At 60.2% G+C, this 17,470-nt stretch carries 5 protein-coding genes; all 5 read left to right on the forward strand.

Going from position 1 to position 17,470, the window contains the following annotated elements:
• Positions 1-291 precede the first annotated feature (291 nt).
• The 5 genes from ACREPD_RS09835 (at position 292) to ACREPD_RS09855 (ending at position 17,341) form a co-directional block, all read left to right on the forward strand.
• Positions 292-14,694: a hypothetical protein gene (locus tag ACREPD_RS09835; protein WP_431599159.1), complete on the forward strand. Its 14,403-nt coding sequence runs from the start codon at positions 292-294 to the stop codon at positions 14,692-14,694.
• Positions 14,652-14,963: a hypothetical protein gene (locus ACREPD_RS09840; protein WP_431599160.1), complete on the forward strand. Its 312-nt coding sequence runs from the start codon at positions 14,652-14,654 to the stop codon at positions 14,961-14,963. The genes ACREPD_RS09835 and ACREPD_RS09840 overlap by 43 nt, the downstream gene beginning before the upstream one ends.
• A gap of 622 nt (positions 14,964-15,585) precedes the next feature.
• Entirely contained in the window at positions 15,586-15,837 is a 252-nt protein-coding gene (locus ACREPD_RS09845; protein WP_431599161.1) for a hypothetical protein, read from the forward strand.
• Positions 15,838-16,057: 220 nt separating this feature from the next.
• A complete protein-coding gene (locus tag ACREPD_RS09850) occupies positions 16,058-16,528 on the forward strand; it encodes a hypothetical protein (RefSeq protein ID WP_431599162.1) in 471 nt (156 codons plus the stop codon).
• Between the two features lie 147 nt (positions 16,529-16,675).
• A complete protein-coding gene (locus ACREPD_RS09855; protein ID WP_431599163.1) occupies positions 16,676-17,341 on the forward strand; it encodes a hypothetical protein in 666 nt (221 codons plus the stop codon).
• The last annotated feature ends 129 nt before the right edge of the window (positions 17,342-17,470 follow it).

A 17,470-nucleotide genomic window follows, 5' to 3' on the forward strand; every position in this document is an offset into this window, starting at 1 on the left:
CGTCCGAAGCTCGCCGAGCACTATTCGCTGGAGGGGAATAGCCTCGCGAATTTCAGCATCTCAGCAATTGGGTCGCAATCAGACGAATCCTAGTTTCGGAGGTATCGCTTGCATGTTCGGGAGTATTGGTTGCTGGTGCGTGGGTCGATGGGATGTGCATGACGCCGCAGGGCATTTGAAGCCTTCGATCATCTCGGGTCTGCGATTGGCCTAAACATGTCGTGAATTGTTCGGACAAGTTGTCAGGAGTCGCGCCACGGAGGTGCGGCCGCTGCTACGGGAATGTCGAACATGGTCGCGATCGTTACGGGAAATGGTCTTGGTTTGCAGTCGAGCTCGGCGCTGGGACTTGGCAGCCAAGGTCAGTTGGGCCAAGCCGGACTGGGTAAGAGCGGCGAGCAGGCGTACGTCAACGCCGCCAACGGAAACCTGATCCTGCGCGGACGCGATCAATTGCTCATCGGCCAGGGTGTAAACAGCGAGGTGTACCGGGCCTACAACAGTCAAGCCCAGTTGGAGGGTCAGAACTGGCGCCCTGGAACGACCAAGACGGTCAATGGTCTATCAGGAGAGCTGGGGGCTGAGGGAAGCTCCGTGGTGCGTACAGACTGGGACGGTTCATCAGTTTCGTACGCATGGGAGGCTTCGCGCGGCCGCTACGTGGCGAGTAGCGGCGTCGGTGCGTGCGATACCCTTGTCTGGGATTCGGGCGCTCAGCAGTGGCTGTGGACGCAAGGCGGCAGCGAAATGACCGAGCGGTACGAGGCTACGCTTGGGGGCCGGCTGAGTGCCGTGGTTGACCGTGATGGCAATGCGGTGCAATACCTTTACAACACCGCTGGATTATTGAGTGAAGTCCGCACCGCCAGCGGTGAGGCTACGTACCTGGACTATGCAGGCACGCATCTGATCCAGTTGCGCACGCTCGGCCAGCGGGGCGAGACAACCACGGTTCGCTACGAGTACGACGGGTTGGGCCGGCTGAGCTGTGTGAAAGTCGACCTGAGTCCGGAGGATGGAAACATTGCCGATGGCCGGGTGTACTCCACCTCCTACGGATACGACGGAAGCAGCGGACGGATCGCTTCAATCATCGAATCCGATGGCACAATGGTGGCGTTCACCTATCTGATGATTGGCGGTGAGTACCGGGTGACGACGCTGAGCCAAACCAGCGCCGTCGGCGAGGTACGGACCACGACGCTGGACTACGACGTCGTTAACCGACGTACGACCATCACCGATCCGCTGGGCCAGGCGACGGTGCTGAGCTACGACGGGCAAGGGCGATTGCTGCAATCAACAATGCCGGCCGTCAACGGTACTGCGCAAACCCAGCGCTTCACATATGGCAGCAATGGCCAGGTGAGCAGTGTGGAGGACGCGCTCGGCCGAGTGACGCGGTTCACCTACGACAGCGCGGGGAATAGGGTCCGGCAGGAGGATGCACTTGGCAATGTGGTGGTTCGCACCTTTGGTGCAGACAACCAGTTGCTGAGTGAAACGCTGAGCGGGCCTGGCTCGGCGACGACTCAGACGCGCTATGTGTATGACACGAAGGGCCACCTGCGCTTTGTAGTCTCTGCCGATGGAAGGGTAAGCGAGCAGCGTTACAACCTTGCGGGACAGGTCGTGGCCACCTTGGCATATACGGCCGGGCGATATCCGTCAGGCGGTGCTTTCAATGAGGCTGCCCTGAGGGCGTGGGCAGATGCGCGGCAGAGCGAGGTGTCACTCACGGAGACCCGCTACGACTTCCGCGGGAACGTCGATACCGTGACGACCTATGGAGCGGTGCGGGTCGATGGCAGTGGCGTGTTGGACGATCAGGTCAGTCAGGTCCGCTATGTGTACGATCCGGCGGGGCGGCTGGTGCAGCGTTACGTCGGCCCGATCGGGCAGCAACGGGCGGAGCAGTACAGCTACGATGCGCTGGGTCGCGTACTTTCTGCCACCACGCTGGATGGTCGCGTGACGCTGTATCAGTATGACGACGCGCGGCAGCAGACGATTGTGACGTTCGCCAGTGGTCTTGTTCGTACGTCAACGTACAGTCTGGCAGGCGAGCTGCTTGCGATGGCCGAATCGCAGGCGGGGCAGGTGCTGTCGCAGGTGCGGTACCAGTACGACCGCAACGGGCGGCTGAGGCTGGCCGAAGATGCAGCAGGCGCACGCACTCACTATCTGTATGACGAGGCCGGCAGGCAGGTTGCGCTGATCGACGCCGGCGGGAAGTTGACCGAGTTCCACTACGATGGAAACAATCAGATAACGCATACGCGGCAGTACGCCTCGCGTGTAGGGGCAGCAGTACTGGCGTCGTTGACTGACGCGAACGGTTTCATTGATGAAGGCGCCAGCCTCGTGGGCGTACGTCCTGCCGAGGTTCCGGACGACCGCAATGGCTGGCGGCTGTATGACGAAGGCGGACGCTTGGTGCGTACGGTGGATTCAACAGGTGCAATGGTGGGATACCGCTACGATGCATCGTTCCGTCTGATCGAGACAGTGGCCTACGGAAATTCGATCGATACGGCCGCGTTTGCGGCCGATCCAAGCCTGTTGCGCGCCGAAGCGGTGGTGCGTTCGACGCAGGATCGGGTTACCCGCTACTTCTACCTCGCCGATGGGCCGCTGCAGGGCGTGCTCGATGCCAGTGGCGCGCTGACCGAGTACCTCTATGATGGTGCAGGCCGCAGAATCGAAACGATCCGCTACGCCTCGTCGGTGGCGGCTGCAAGTGAAACCCTCGATGGCCTGCGTCCCGCCGCTTCGGTACAGGACGTGCACCAGTATGCAGTCTATGACCGCCGCGGGCTGCTGTTGAGCGAGGTCGATGGCGAAGGGTATGTCACCCGTTACCGTTACGACAGCCAGGGTAACGTGACCGAACGCATTCGAGGCGAGAGGGTCGCGGCAGCATCGCTCAACACGCCGACCCAGGTCTCCGGAGCCGTGCGTGCCCGCGGCGCAGCCGGTCCTGGAGGGGTCTGGCCGCAACTTGAGGTATGGGTTGACGGCATCAAGGTCAGCACGCTGACGTTGACCGCGATCGACACGACCTACGCCTTCACCGCCATGGTTGCGCCCGGTGCGGCGCATCAGGTATCGGTGGTGTATGCCAATGCAGCACCGGGGCGCGAGGCTACCATCACTCAGGCGAGCCTTGCTGGCGCGCAATTTGACGCCACCGGCGCGGTGCTATGGGCCGCTGGTGGCACCGGCAGTGAGCAGGGAATCGTCAGTGTGCAGCCTGCCGGGGAACAGCGTCTGGTTCAGGCCGGCGCCTTGCGCTGGGGTGTGGAGGCAGCGCAGGTGCTTGCCCATCTGTCCACGCTGCCCGGCCCGTTGGAGCGAACCGAATACGCCTATGACCGGATGGGACGGCTGACGCGGCAGGTTCAATATGCCAGCGAAGGAGCAGCGGCTACCCAGTACACGTACGACAGTGAGGGCAGGTTGGTCGGTGAGCAGCGCGGTGATCGAACCAGTACCTGGCGCTACGATGTGCAGGGTCGGCTGATCGGTGAGCTTGGTGGTATGGGGAGCGCTGCACTGGCCGGGCTCGGTGTAGACCCTAGCCAGGCGCAGATCGACGCCGTCTGGTCGCAATGGGGCACTCACTATGAGTATGACGCCGCTGGCCGACGCACCTCCGCCACCGATGCCCTGGGTCACACCAGTCACTACTACTACGATGTAACCGGCCGTATGACCCATGCCGTCAATGCATTGGGTGAGGTCATTGGTTACCAGTACAACGCATTTGGTGAGGTCAGCCAGACAACGACCTACGCCAACCGGCTGTCGTCGTTGATCCTCGGCGGATTGCGTGGCGGAGCGCTCAGCGAAGCGCTGGCCGAGACGTTCCGGCAGTTGGATGGCTCGCAATCCAGCACGGTAACGCTGAACTACAACGTCCTGGGGCTGGTGAACAGGCGCCTCGATGCGTTGGGAAACGTCACCGACTATGGATACACCCGCTTTGGCGAGCTGGCCACCGAGACCCAATGGAGTGATCCGGGAACGGCTCGAACGACCAGCTACCGTTATGACGCAGTGGGGCGGACTGTGGAGGTCGGCTCGCCCTTTGGCAACGGCACGGCGTACAGCCAGCTTCGCTACGACGCTTTTGGTCGCGTCATAGAGACGGTGGATGCGCAAGGAGTGTCCCGCAGCCAAGCCTTCGATCGTCGCGGCCAGGTCGTTACCGTGCAGGACGGCTTGGGCGCGCAGTCGCGCCTGAGCTACGACGCGTTCGGCAACGTGCTGAGCCAAACCGACCGCACTGGAAAAACGACCACTTACCAGTACAGCGCATTCAACCGCGAAGTGCGCATGAAGACGCCCGGGGGCATCCAGACCGTGACGCGCTTTGGCGAGCACGGCCAAATGATTGCCGTGGTCGATGGCAGGGGCAATGCAACCACGTACGATTACGACAGCGACGGGCTTCTGGTCCGCACCACCTCGCCGGCCGGAACCGTGGCGTCCGGCTACGACCGTGCCGGTCAGCTGATCGAGAGCGTCGATGCACGCGGAGTGCGTACTGTCTACCAGTACGATGCTGCCGGCCGCGTACTGACACGAACGTTGGATCCTGAAGGCCTGGCGTTGATCGAGCGCTTCGAGTACGACGGCAAGGGCCAGTCCATACGCAGTATTGATGCCGGTGGCATGGTGACCGAGACCCGCTATGATAATGGTGGGCAGACGGTCCAAGTGACCCGTGACGTTGGGACGGGCAAGCTCAACCTGACCACGACGTTCGAGTACGACGGCATAGGTCAGCTCCTGCGAGTGACCGAAGCGGCTGGCACCGCCGCTGCACGCGTTACCGCATATGGCTACGATCCGTCTGGGTTCCGCGTCAGCAGCATCGGAGATCCGGATGGTCTGGCGCTTGCCACGCGCTACAGCTACGACGCCAACGGCAACGTGGTTGCACGTACGGACGCGAATGGCTTCGTAACCCGCTACGTTTATGACGGAGAGAATCAGCTGCGCTTTACGCTGGCGGCCGATGGCTCGGCGCAGCAACTCATCCGTGACGCCGAAGGTCGGGTCACCAGGCAGGTGAGCTATGGCGCCCGGGTGAGCACGTCGGCGCTGGAGCGCCTGAATGGCGCGCTCGATGTCGCGGCGGTACTGGGGCTTCTCACCCCCGATGCCAGACAGGACCGCACCACAAGTTACACCTATGACGCCAACGGACGCCTGGCGACCACGGCTGTCTCCGGCGTTACGACGACACTGACATACGATGCAGCAGGCAACGTGTTGCGTTCGTCGCGCTCTTCAGGGCCATTTGACCAGTCCGAGCAAACGATCTATGACACGGCCAACCGCCCGCAATTCCAGATCAATGCAGGGGGCTATGTCACCGGCTACCGCTACGATGCCAACGGTAACGCGCTTGAGCGCGTGGCGTATGCCGCGCGCTACACCGGGGCGGCCACGGCTGCGGCGCTCCAGTCCTGGGCCGCTGGCCAGGAAGTTGCCGCCAGGATCGTGGACACATGGGCCTATGACAGCGCCGGTCGCCTGGTTTGGCACATCAATGCCGCTGGAACCCTGACCGAGCAGCGCTATGACGCGGCCGGAAGAGTGGTGGCGCAGCTGATATACAGTGATCCAGGAGCGCCGCGCAGCGGGACGAAGTACCAGCTTGAAAGCTGGGCCGAAACCCGTCAAAGCCGGGCTGCTGTGACCCGGTATGTGTACGATTCCACCGGTGCGCGACGGTTCATTCAGGATGCCGAAGGCTACATCAGTGAGCTTCGGTACGATGCTGCTGGGCAGTTGACTGCAACATTGCGGTACAACGATCGTTTCGCGTCGCTCACTGTCCACGACACGGCGAGCTCGCTCGCCGAGCGGTTGGGAGGCAGCGAGGTGGCCACAAGCGTGCTGCGATATGACGCAGCCGGCCGCGTCGTCGAGCAGATTGACGCATTGGGTGGCATCACCCGCTTCGAGGTCGATGGTCTCGGCCAAGTCACGGCCGTCCATGTCGCTTGGGCGACCGCTCAGCAAGTCACCACCCTGCGGAAATACGATAGGCAAGGAAACCTGGTCGAGGAGATTCGCGCGGCAGGCTCGGCCGTGGCAGCGACCACGCGCTATGCCTACAACGCGTTTGGGCAGCAAGTCGCGGTAATTGACCCGCGAGGCATCGACCTCGTTGAGAGCGACTCGGAATGGGCGCTCGCTCAACGCAAGGCGCTGGGATATGTCAATGAAACCGGAACTCCGTGGCGTGCCGCGGACCTGAGCGCAGCGCAGAAGAGTGCGCTGATGAGCCGCTATACCAGCACGTCCGAGTATGACAATACCGGTAACCGCATCCGCAGCACAGATGCACTTGGAAACGCGACGGTGTATGCGTACGACAGCTTTGGCAACCTGGTTCAGGTGACCGACGCACGTGGCAATACTGGCTACTTCCTCTATGACCTGCTCGGCAGGGTGATTGTCCAGGTAGATCCGTCGGGCTACCAGACCCGCACCGAATACGACGTGATGGGGAATGCAGTGGTGATCAGCCGCCACCTGACACAGATGGCGAGTTACAACTCGCGCGTCAACGAGAATTTATCGCCGTGGATCATCAGGTCCGACGGAGAGTTGCTGACCAGCATGTGGCAATGGGGAGGATTTCTGGACGCCCCTCCCGAAGGGCCGGTCGCAGTGACCAGGCTGTCCTACGATAATTTGGGGCGCCTTTGCAAAGCGATTGATGCGATGGGCGGCGTCGAGCTCTACAGCTATGACGCCCACGGCAATCGTACCAGCTACACCAACAAACTCGGTGGAGTTACCCGCTTCACGTACGACCGGCTCGGGCAACTGCTGAGCGAACAACTGCCGGCACAAGTGAGGGCCGTCAACGGCAGCAACATCGCGCTGGTGAATCGGTACACTTACGACGCAGGTGGAAACCGGATCAGTAGCGTCGAAGCGGAAGGTACCGCGGAACAGCGGGCTGTCAGCTATAGCTTCGACGCCCTGAATCGGCAGACTGTCCGTCGGGTGACGGTTGCTACTTCTGCAGGCGCGACCGTTCAGGCTCAGGAGACGACGCGCTACGATCTGCGTGGCAACGTCATCGAGCAGACCGATGCCAATGGCAATGCGCGCGTGTACTACTACGACGCCAGTAATCGTGTGACCGCCCAGGTTGGGCCAAGCGGCGCATTGACACTTACCCTGTACGATCAGGTAGGAAACGTTGCCAGCACGCGTTCCTATGAAAATGCCGTCTCTGCCACGGCAGATGGCCCGATGCCGGCAGCGCCCTCCGGAGTTTATCGTGAGGTGCAGTACCGGTACGACGCAAACAACAGGCTCGTAGAATCTCGGGTGCCCGATGTGGTTTCGGGGCGAAAGGCCGAGCGAGTCAATGCCGACGGCACCGTCGATCTCACCTTCGAGGCCGTTACCGGGCACGTCATACAAACGTGGGAATACGATGCGAACGGCCAGATCATTCGGCATGTCGATGGCAACGGCGGTGTTACCCGGAACTACTACGATGCATTGGGGCGCAAGGTCTATGTAGTGGATGCGGGCGGGTACTCCAGTTCTTGGGACTACGATGCCGAAGGCAATGTGGTCAAGGAGATTCTCTACAACGACATCATCGAAAATGTTGATGACCGGTGGATATTCGGTGCGCGGAAACGGGCATATACCGGCGTATCACCGCTTGGTCCTGGCCTTGACCTTGGGGTTGGGCTTGGCCTTGACGCTGGCCTTGGCCTTGACTTCCCTGTCGAGGTTCCGATAGCCCCTGACAAGGATCGGGTCACTGACTACACCTACGATCTGATGGGGCGCCGATTGAGTGAAACGCGGTCGGGTGTGGCGTACGGCACGCTGGATGTGGCGGGCCGTCTGACCAAGACTGCGGGAAACGTCAGCACCAACTATGCGTATGACGCCGCCGGAAACCTCGTGCGATCGACCGATGCGAATGGTAATGAGCGCGGGTGGGAGTACGACCTGCTGGGTCGTAACATCGCCATCGTGCTGCCAGGTATGGTGGACTTTGCGGGAAGGAATGTACGGGCCCGGACGGAGTACAGCTACAACGGCCTGAACCAGGTGGTTCAGGAAGTGCGCCGCGGGGCGGTGGATGGGGAGGTGCAGGTCGATTCATACGCCTATGGCGTCGCTGGGCGGCTGCTGTCGAAGACCAATGCGTTTGGACACACTACGTACTTCAGCTACGACGCGGCCGGCAACATGGCTGCGATGAACTATACCCGCACCGACTCGGCGGGCGGCACACGGACCGAAACCGTGTCGGTGAGCTATGACGCCGAAGGACGTGAGGTCTATCGAAGTACGGTGGGAAGCGACGGCGCACGAAGCGCGGAGCGCCGTGTTAAGTACAACCTGTTTGGAGACGTGACCGGGCGGGGTACCGGGAGCGAAGGCTGGCAGGAATTTGCCGAGTACGATAATGCGGGCCGGGCGGTGAAGAGCAACACCGAAGGTGGCATCACCTACGCATACCTGTATGACGCCAATGGCAATTCCACCATGCGAATGGAGTCGCAAGCCAGTGACCTTCGCTCACTGAGCCTGCAGCAGATCCTCGAACTGCCGGACGTGTTCGCAACGTATACGGTTTACGACCAACGCAATCAAGCCATCGAGGTGATCCAGCCGTCGATGGAAACCACGGGGGAGCGGCTCAAGGTCAGCTCAGGCTGGGCGGCGTCCCAGGGAGGTAGCGACAGGCTCGAGATAGTCTTGGGTGGGACAGGGCCGGCCAGTCCCCGTGCGCCACAGTTGACCGCCGCTGACGGCGCTCTTACGGTCACGCCGGGGACGGGGCAGCTTGGAATGCTGTCTTTCAGCATGAACCAGGTGAAGCTCGGCACGAGCATTGCTTACTCCGTGAACATCCCGGACCTCACCAAGGTTTTCGGCCAGTACGACGTTGTACTCACCGGCACGGGAATGAACCGGTACGGTGAAGGCTACGATTCGGGCTATGGATACGGCAACCCGCCGTACGTTTCGTTGGTCATCACCAACTGCTTCGAGCGAGACATTGGCTGGATGTTCGGGGTCTCCATCGGTGTTTCCATCGTCCAGAAGAGTACCGGAAAGACCTATTACATCGGAGGGTTCGCCACCAGCGGGACAATCTACACGGCCAACAATGGAAGCTGGATCTACCCCTTCATGGGTGGCACCACGAATGTGAGCGTGCCGAGCTCGCTGAAGGGAATTCAGCTTCCCGCCGACGGTTTCCGCTCTGATATCAACCCTCAGGTGTATGTACGCCCGTTCGGCTCCACGGGGGCATTCCAGTCGCTGCCACTCGACCGCAGCGTCAGCCCCGCCACCGCCAACATCTCGGGCCTGGCCAACGGTGAGTATGAGGTGCTGTACCTTGCCGAGAGAAACGGAGCGGAACCGACGGATGTCGCGTTGATGCGCCGTGAGCAATATCGCCTGGTGGTCGGCTCGGACCAGAGCATCTCCAGAGTTGGCGATAGCTATTCCGCGGGTTCTGCGTATTTGACCCACCCTGCAGGCACCTTCGTCATGCTGGCCGGCCAGTTGCATCTCGTCGACCTGCGCACAAGGCTCGGGCAGACGCCCTCTGGTGCCTATGTCGAGTATCGACGCAAGGGCAGCCAGGACGCATGGCAGAGCAGCGGTTATCTGGGTAATGTGCCCCCCATGGCGACATGGGGAAGCCATGTCTGGAATACCTCCGGTCTGAATGGCGACTATGAAGTGCTCATACGCCTGGTCGGCGGTAATGGCGTACTTGATACGCTGGCCGGTGACGTCCGCATTGGTACGGACCCGCGCGTTGATGTGAAGTACCAAGCCATTGCGGGCGCGGGCACGCTGCGCCTCAGCGGGTTGCCTGCCGCAGCTGACCGAATGAGCCTGGTGGTCAGGCGCCCCAATGGCACGGTTGCGGCGGTCATGGATAGCCGGAATATCGTTAACGGAGCGCTGGAATGGATCATGCCTGCGACCTTGCAGGCCGAAATGATGGCTGGCACGGCGAACTGGACGTTCGAAGCCACTTTCACCGATGACGGTGTCCTTCCGCCGGCTACCTATACGGTTGCTCGTACCCTCGCCATCAGCACGACCGGTGTTACCAGTGGCGACCTGAACTTCTCTGCCATCGGCGGGGTGTCTGGTCTTACCTTCGACCCGAAGCTGCCCGCAGGTAACGCCATCAAGTTGTACTTCCGGCCCAAGGGAAGTGCGGAGGAAGACTTCCAGAGCATCACGTTGCTCAAGGATCGCGACGGCATCTATCGTTGGGATGCCATTGGGCTCCGGCAGGGCGGTGAGTACGAGTACTACTACGACGTCTATGTCAGCCGTGAGGAGCCGGCTAGCGGTAGCGCGCTCACGCGAGTGACGGGCTACTTCACGCCCACCGCAGCCGCCAGTCAAACCGGCTGGGTGCTTTGGAAGAGCGAAAGCATTGGTCCAACCAGCGTGATGATTCGGCGCAAGCAGGCGTACGACGCCTTCGGCCAGGTCATCAGCGAAACCGATGGTCGCGGCAACACCACGCGGCTGGAGTACAACAATCTTGGGCTATTGACCGGAAAGATCGATCCGCGGGTACAGGTGACGCGGGCGAACGGCTACCGGGAGTGGATATCCCCGGAGACGCGCTACACCTATGACCGTGTGGGCAGTCTGATTGCGTACAAGGATGCCAATGGCAACTTGACCACGCAGGCGTGGAACTACGGCAGCGCCACCCCTGTGGTTGCCACGGAGTGGCATGCCGATGGGGGCGTGAAGAGTTATGGCTACGATGTCTACGGCAATCAACGTGTGGTGGTCGACGAGATAGGGCGTCGCACCGACTATACGTATGACGCCGGAAACCGGCTGGTGCAGATCGACCGGCCGTTGCTCGCCAATGGTGACCGCAACCACGAGTACTACGAATACGACGAGCTGGATCGTCGCATTGCCCATCGCAACACGCTGGGGCGCGAAACGACGGACTACGACATCGAAGGAAACGTCAGCCGTGCAGTATCCATGGCGGGGCGTGTGATCGAGTGGGCGGCCACGTGGGTACCAGCCGGCAATGAGGGGTACTGGCAACGGGTGATGACCGATGCCAACGGCCGCAGCACGGTGGATGACGTTGACGCGCATGGGCGCCTGCTCGTGCACCAGGACATGAGCGGGCGCCGCTTCGACTACGTCTACAACTATGCTGGCCTGCTGGCCCGGAGTGGTGCAACCAGCTACGAGTACTACAATAATGGCCTGCTCAAGTACCTGCGAAGCAGCGAGCAGGGAACGGTGGGGTACTACGAGTACGACAAGAATGGAAATCGCACCTTCGAAGGCTTCACCGGCATGGACGGACGTTGGGGCTTCCAGCAGTCAGTGGCCACCTACGATAGCCTGAACCGGTTGGTGAAAATCAGCGACCCACGCTACGCAATCGACTACGAATACGATGCGATGGGCAACCGCATTCACATGCGGTCGGAATACAACGACGGGCTGGGTGGCAACAAGCAGGTGCAGGACTACTGGTACCAGTACGACAGCATGAACCGCTTCGTTGTAACAATGGGCCAGCTGAAGGACGGCGTGCGTGGAACCAGTGCGAGTGACGCGCGCGCCCAGGTGTGGGTGGGCAGCACGGGCGGCGATGGCGTGCGGGTGTCCTACGACATGGCCAACCAGCGCAGGCAGGCCGTGTATGCCAGCGACGGACACAAGGAAGACTATTCATATGATGCGCAGGGCTACCTGACCGACACCTACATCAACAACGTGCTGCGTGCCCGTCGCGCGAACGACCTGGCCGGGCGGGTAACTACTTACGTGGAGTATGCCGCCGATGGCAGGCAGATCGGGAACCTGACGCGTACCTGGGACCAGGACAGTCTGCTGACGCGCGAGCACGACAACATAACAAACACCGGCACGATCACCTATCGGATGGCGGACGGCACCGTAGATCACACCAAAACCTACGGTGACAAGACCACGCAGACGATGTGGTACACCTACGGATGGTATGACGGTGCGCGACAGACCGAGATCAAGGTGCAGGCCGACAACAGTGATGTGAAGAACTGGGCGCCAGGATTTTCCAAATACGAGTATGACAGCCAGGGTCGGATCAAGATCGCCTACGACGTGGCGGGCAATCGCGGCTTCAGATACCAGACCGATGGCGAGGGGCGAATCCTGCAGCGCGATGAGCTGATCGGTGGTCAGGTCGATGGCGCGGGCAAGGTCACTGGGGCGACCAACAATCGGTTCCATAGCTACTATCTGTTCGATGACCGTCAGGTCGGTAATGTCGGCAACGACGGCATCGACAGGATCGACTACGCCAAGGAACTGGCACAGCACCAGGCAGATTCGGGTGCCAAGAACGACGCACGGCACAAGCGATTCACCCCAGTGGCGGGCGCCGACTTCGACAGCAACTATCAACCGATCAACAGCATGTACCCGGGGTCGGCACCGAGCAGCTATCTGGTGCGCACCGGCGACACGCTGCAATCGATAGCGCTTGCGCTTTGGGGCGACAGCGCGATGTGGTACGTGCTGGCCGATGCTAATGGGCTTACTGCGCAGGACCCGCTGACGCCCAACACCTCGCTGACTGTTCCCAACAAGGTCACAAACATCCACAACAACGCGGGCACGTTCAAGCCCTATGACACCGGCGCGGCGATGGGTAACACCAATCCGACCGTGCCGGACGCGCCGCCGCCGCCACAGCAGAGCAAGGGCGGCTGTGGCAAGTTTGTCCAGATCCTGGCGATCGTGGTGGCAGTGATTGTGACCATCTATACCGCCGGCGTGGCCAGCGGCGCTGCTTGGGGCTTTGCGTCTGCGATGACGGCAGGGGCGACCACCGCGGGTGCGGGTGCGATGGCCATCGGCGCGGCTGTCGGCTCGATTGCCAGCCAGGGCGTGATGATCGCCGGAGGTCAGCAATCTGGCCTCGATTGGAAGGCAGTAGCCCTGTCGGCGGCCGGCGGCGCGATCGCTGGTGGTCTTAATAGCGCTGGATTTACCACCGCGATGAGCAATGCAGGTATCGGTGCAGCTGGCCAGGTAGTGGTGCGCAGTGCTGTGGGCAACGTTGCCAACCAAGGGGTGAGCATGCTCGCCGGCCGTCAGAACAGCTTCGATTGGAAGAGTGTGGCGATCTCGGCCGTGAGCGCCACGGTCAGCAACAAGGTGGGCGCAATGGCAGACCAGCGTGGCTGGCATCCTGTGGTGCAGTACATCAGCAGCGGCGCTAGCTCCGGCGCGATCAGCGCGCTGATGCGCGGCAGCAATTCCGACCAGGTGCTGCTGCAGGCGGGGCTGGATGGGGTGTCGGCCACGATCGGCGGCATGGCCAGCCGGCAGCAGGAGGCGCCGCGAGCAAGCTTGGCAGACGAGCTCAGCTGGGTGGACATGTCAGCGGCCAACGCGGAGCTGGGTGAACGGCTGGAATCCCGCAGTGCGGCGCTGTTGGAGATGCGTGCGGATCCATCGCGTGAGTACGCCGTAGGCGAGATCAACGTGCCGCTGCGGTCGACCCGGACCGATAGCTACGTTCCGGATCCATCGGTGACCCAGACGCTGCCTCGTATACAGGTGCGGCCAGAGGAGGCCGTCAACCGCGACTTCATGGGGCTGTACCAGTGGTCGCTGCAGTACGGGCAACCGGCACCGCAGGGCAGCGGGGGCAGCTACCTCTCGGCCTATCGCGGAATCATGGACGCCTACACGCGGCCTGTGCATAACGCGTATCTGCAGGAGCGGGAAGACATCTTCAGCAGCCAAAGATCGGTGCAGCGATTCCGGGCTGAATTTGCGGCGTCGCGCCACGTGGCGACGGAGGCCGAGATCAACGCTATGCGCGGTGATATGGCATTCCTTAAGGCGAACGCGATGGTCGCCGGTGCGGGCATACTTGCCGGCGCGGCGGCACTGAGCCCGCTGCTGCAGTTGACGCTGGCGGCCGACGGGGTGTACGAAGGCGGCGTGGACATTGCCCGTGGCAATTACGTTCGCGGCGGGCTGGTGATGGGTCTCAGCCTTCTGGGCGGAGGCCTAGCGGCCCGCGACGTATCGCTGGGGCGCACGCTGGGTGAGACTGTTTACATGCCGGCGGGGACTGGTGCGGGCGGCGTTAGGAATTCGCCGCGGTTTGCTGAGGAGAGTTATGATGTTCCAAACAGAGTCGGTGCTGGAAGGGCCAATGGCACTGTTTTGATGAATAGAGGGGATGCTGTCGGTGAGCTCTACGATGCGCAAAAGCTGGAGCGTGTTTTAGAGGCAGCACAGAGGCAGGGTGTCGGTGTAATGAGAGGTGAGGAAGCGGAGCGACTACTCAATAGCATTGGAGCAAAGGCTGCTTATTGGCCTCAAGAGGGCGCACCTGGGACACTATTTTTGCCGACCAACCCTACTCGCAGCATGGTATTAGAAGAACTTCTTCACTACGGTCAGTACAAGCGAGCCGGTTTCCCCACGAGTAATCCGCTAACTGGTGGCCACATTCAAGGCCTTGAGTTTGAGATTCAGGCGCAGCAGAGGTTGGGCTCTCTCGCTCAGGCCAAGGGCTGGTCACCTGCCGAAGTCCAACATTTCAAAACGGCTGAGGTTGAGTGGAAGAAGTTGCTTCACGAAGCATTCCAGAAGGATCGGTGATCGCTATGCCTACTCAATTTCAAGTGATTGATGTTTTTTTTGTTCCTGGCCGGCAGGATTTCTTGGCCGTAGTGCAGGTCATCTCTGGTGACTTGAGTCAAGTTAGATGGCCCATGCGGTCACCAGAACTCTCTGGAGAATGGAGCCTGACTACCATGCCCCTCATTGAGCCAGACCCTGATGCGGAAGCCAGCGAGAATATCGCTATTGGCCTGGATGGACCAAGGGAACTGGTGGCAGGTATGCATCTAGTTGATCACGATGCCTAGTTGAAAGCCCGCATGTTTCGCGCTTCGAATGACCTGTCCTGGGCTTGAGTTGGTTGCAGGCCTTCTGACCTTTCTTTAGTCGCTGAAGGCCCACCCATCGCCGGGCATAGCCGGGCGGTGCTGTTTGGTGCTATGGAGTTTCCAGCTGGCTGTGAGGTATGCAACTGCACCATTTGCTTGGTGCGGTGCTTGGCGATCATGCCGTCGAACATGGCTTTGATGGTGAGCTTGTCTTCGGGCAGTAGCTGCTTGACTGCTTCGAATTGGAGCTTGAAGTCGTCGTAGGGGCTGCGTTCGTCGTCATCGATAATGGCAGTGTCGGCAGTGTCGGCAGAGACGGGCAGTGGGGCAGGTTAAACCAAGGGGTTGGCATGCTCGCTGGCCGGCAGGTGAGTTTCGACTGGAAGAGCGTGGCGATCTCGGCCCTGGGCGCGACGGTCAGCAAAAAGGTGGGCGCAGTAGCTTACCAGCGTGGCTGGTAGCTTGTGGTAAAGGACATCCGAGCAGTGTTCCGACAACTGGTGAGCTGGGATTCACGGACCGGCCATGTAGGCGTCGAGTTGTGGTCGATGAGGCGACGGGTCAGAGAATAACTCCGTCATCAATCCACGGAGGAAGTGAAGTGAGAGTTGAAGGAATATTTTCGCTGGCAAAGGTAATTGCTTCGGGCGCTGACACTGGCACTGAAGCGGCCAAGAGGTTGGAATTCCTGCTCGATGAGTTGTTCCCTGACGACGACTATCTTCAGGAAACGGTTGAGATGCTTGCCTGCTATCACCCTGAGGTAGGGAGAGATGTGCTAGGGATTCAGTCAATTCGCGACCGTCTTGTCGTCGTAGACACGTATCTTCAGGGTAAGAGTAAGACTAGGTGACGTATGGCAGCGCGCTCCAACTGCTTATGGGTACGCTGTTGTTCCAAGCAAGGAAGTATGGCGCAGAACGAGTGAGTTGATGTGTGTTGAGCCGGAATCGCGAGAGTTCCTTGCTGTCATCGGTAGTAGGCGTAATTTGGTATGTGCTCGGTCGGAATCAGCGGAGCTTCGGATGAAGTGTCCCAACGCGGCGCGGACATTGCAACGATAGGATTAATTGATGAAAGTCTCTTTCTGTAATTCGTGGTTTCGTGCCAAGAAGTGCCCTACAGAGATGTGGTCCGAGGATCAGGCCAGGGCTGCGCATGAGAAGGGCTTGCCTTATACGGTTCTCGTTGGCGCTGTTGAGTGCCCTTATTGCTTTTTGGAGGTGGCCGGAAACGCAGTGGGCGTCAGTTTCCTTGACGAGCATCTTCGCGAATCCCTGTCATATGATTTTCAGGAGGTTGAGTCAGGCGTGCTTTTTCTGACGATGGCGACGCATCGAAATTTTGACGGCGACAAGGACAGGGTTCTTAGCGGAACTTCGTACATCTTTGGCCAAGACGGAGCGGTATCGATAAGGCGGGAATTTTTCAATCCACATAAGCTCGAAACAGCAACATCGAGCGCTGACGTGGCCGCCAATTATTCCCCAAGGCCAGAATTTGGATATTATGACGACCTGGTCCGAGTCGAGCGACAGTCCTAGCCTTTCTCTAGCTGCTGAAAAAGTTCACCCACCGCCCGGCAATGCCGGGCGGTGTCGTTTACAGCCCCTCAGTGCTTGAGTCATTTGGCAGGGGCAGGGTCGCTGTCTCCGGTCTGCCTGCCCCAAAAAATTGGTGGTCGCACATTTATGAGTAACGCTGAAAAAGCGCTGGTTGAGCAGCTGGCAACGTTCATGGCGGAGGCGGGCTTTAAGTGGCTCAAAGCGCGCGCAATGTTCGTGCGAAAAGAGTTGTATGGTTTCTCCAGTTTGTCTTGGGAATTTTATTGGACCGGAGAAGGTGGTGGGCGGCTTGAGTTGGTGCCGCTATTGGCTGTTCGTCACAATATGGTAGAAGGCGTGGTGAACGAGTTGGGTTTGGTGTATGGGGAGGCTAATAGGAGGTTCACCGCGACAGTTGATCGTGGGCTTGGTTTTTTCCCGTTCAAAGAAGGAAGAGACGAGAAGCGGTACATCAGTCGTGCATCTGTCGATGCAGATGTGGAGTATGTCGCTTCCAGTATCGCTTCCATGCTCAGTGGCGAGGGTGAGATGTTTTTCAAGAAGTATTCGTCGCTACTTGAGTGCTCGCGCGGGCTAAATGATCCGATTGAGTCGATAACGCACCCGCTGTGCAATAACTTCCCTCGGCGAGTGTATTTGGGTGTGGCGGCTGCTTTCTTTGCAGAGAATAAGCGCGTGCCTGAGTTGATCGCTCAGTACCTTGCTTTTGCCAAGGTTGTACAGCCGAGTCAGTATGGTCAAATTGCTAAGAGACTGGATCAACTGATGCTGGTTGCGCAGTCAAAACGATGACCGCCGGGTTCCTCCAGCTACTGAGACGCCAGCGCTCCGGCGGTATAGCCGGGCGAGTAGATGGGAGGTGGCAAGCTGTTCCGTGGGTTTGTTACCCGCAGTCGGACACAAGCGAACCCACCCCTCTGA

The sequence above is a fragment of the Stenotrophomonas sp. genome, assembly GCF_050737075.1.
Taxonomy (GTDB): Bacteria; Pseudomonadota; Gammaproteobacteria; order Xanthomonadales; family Xanthomonadaceae; genus Stenotrophomonas.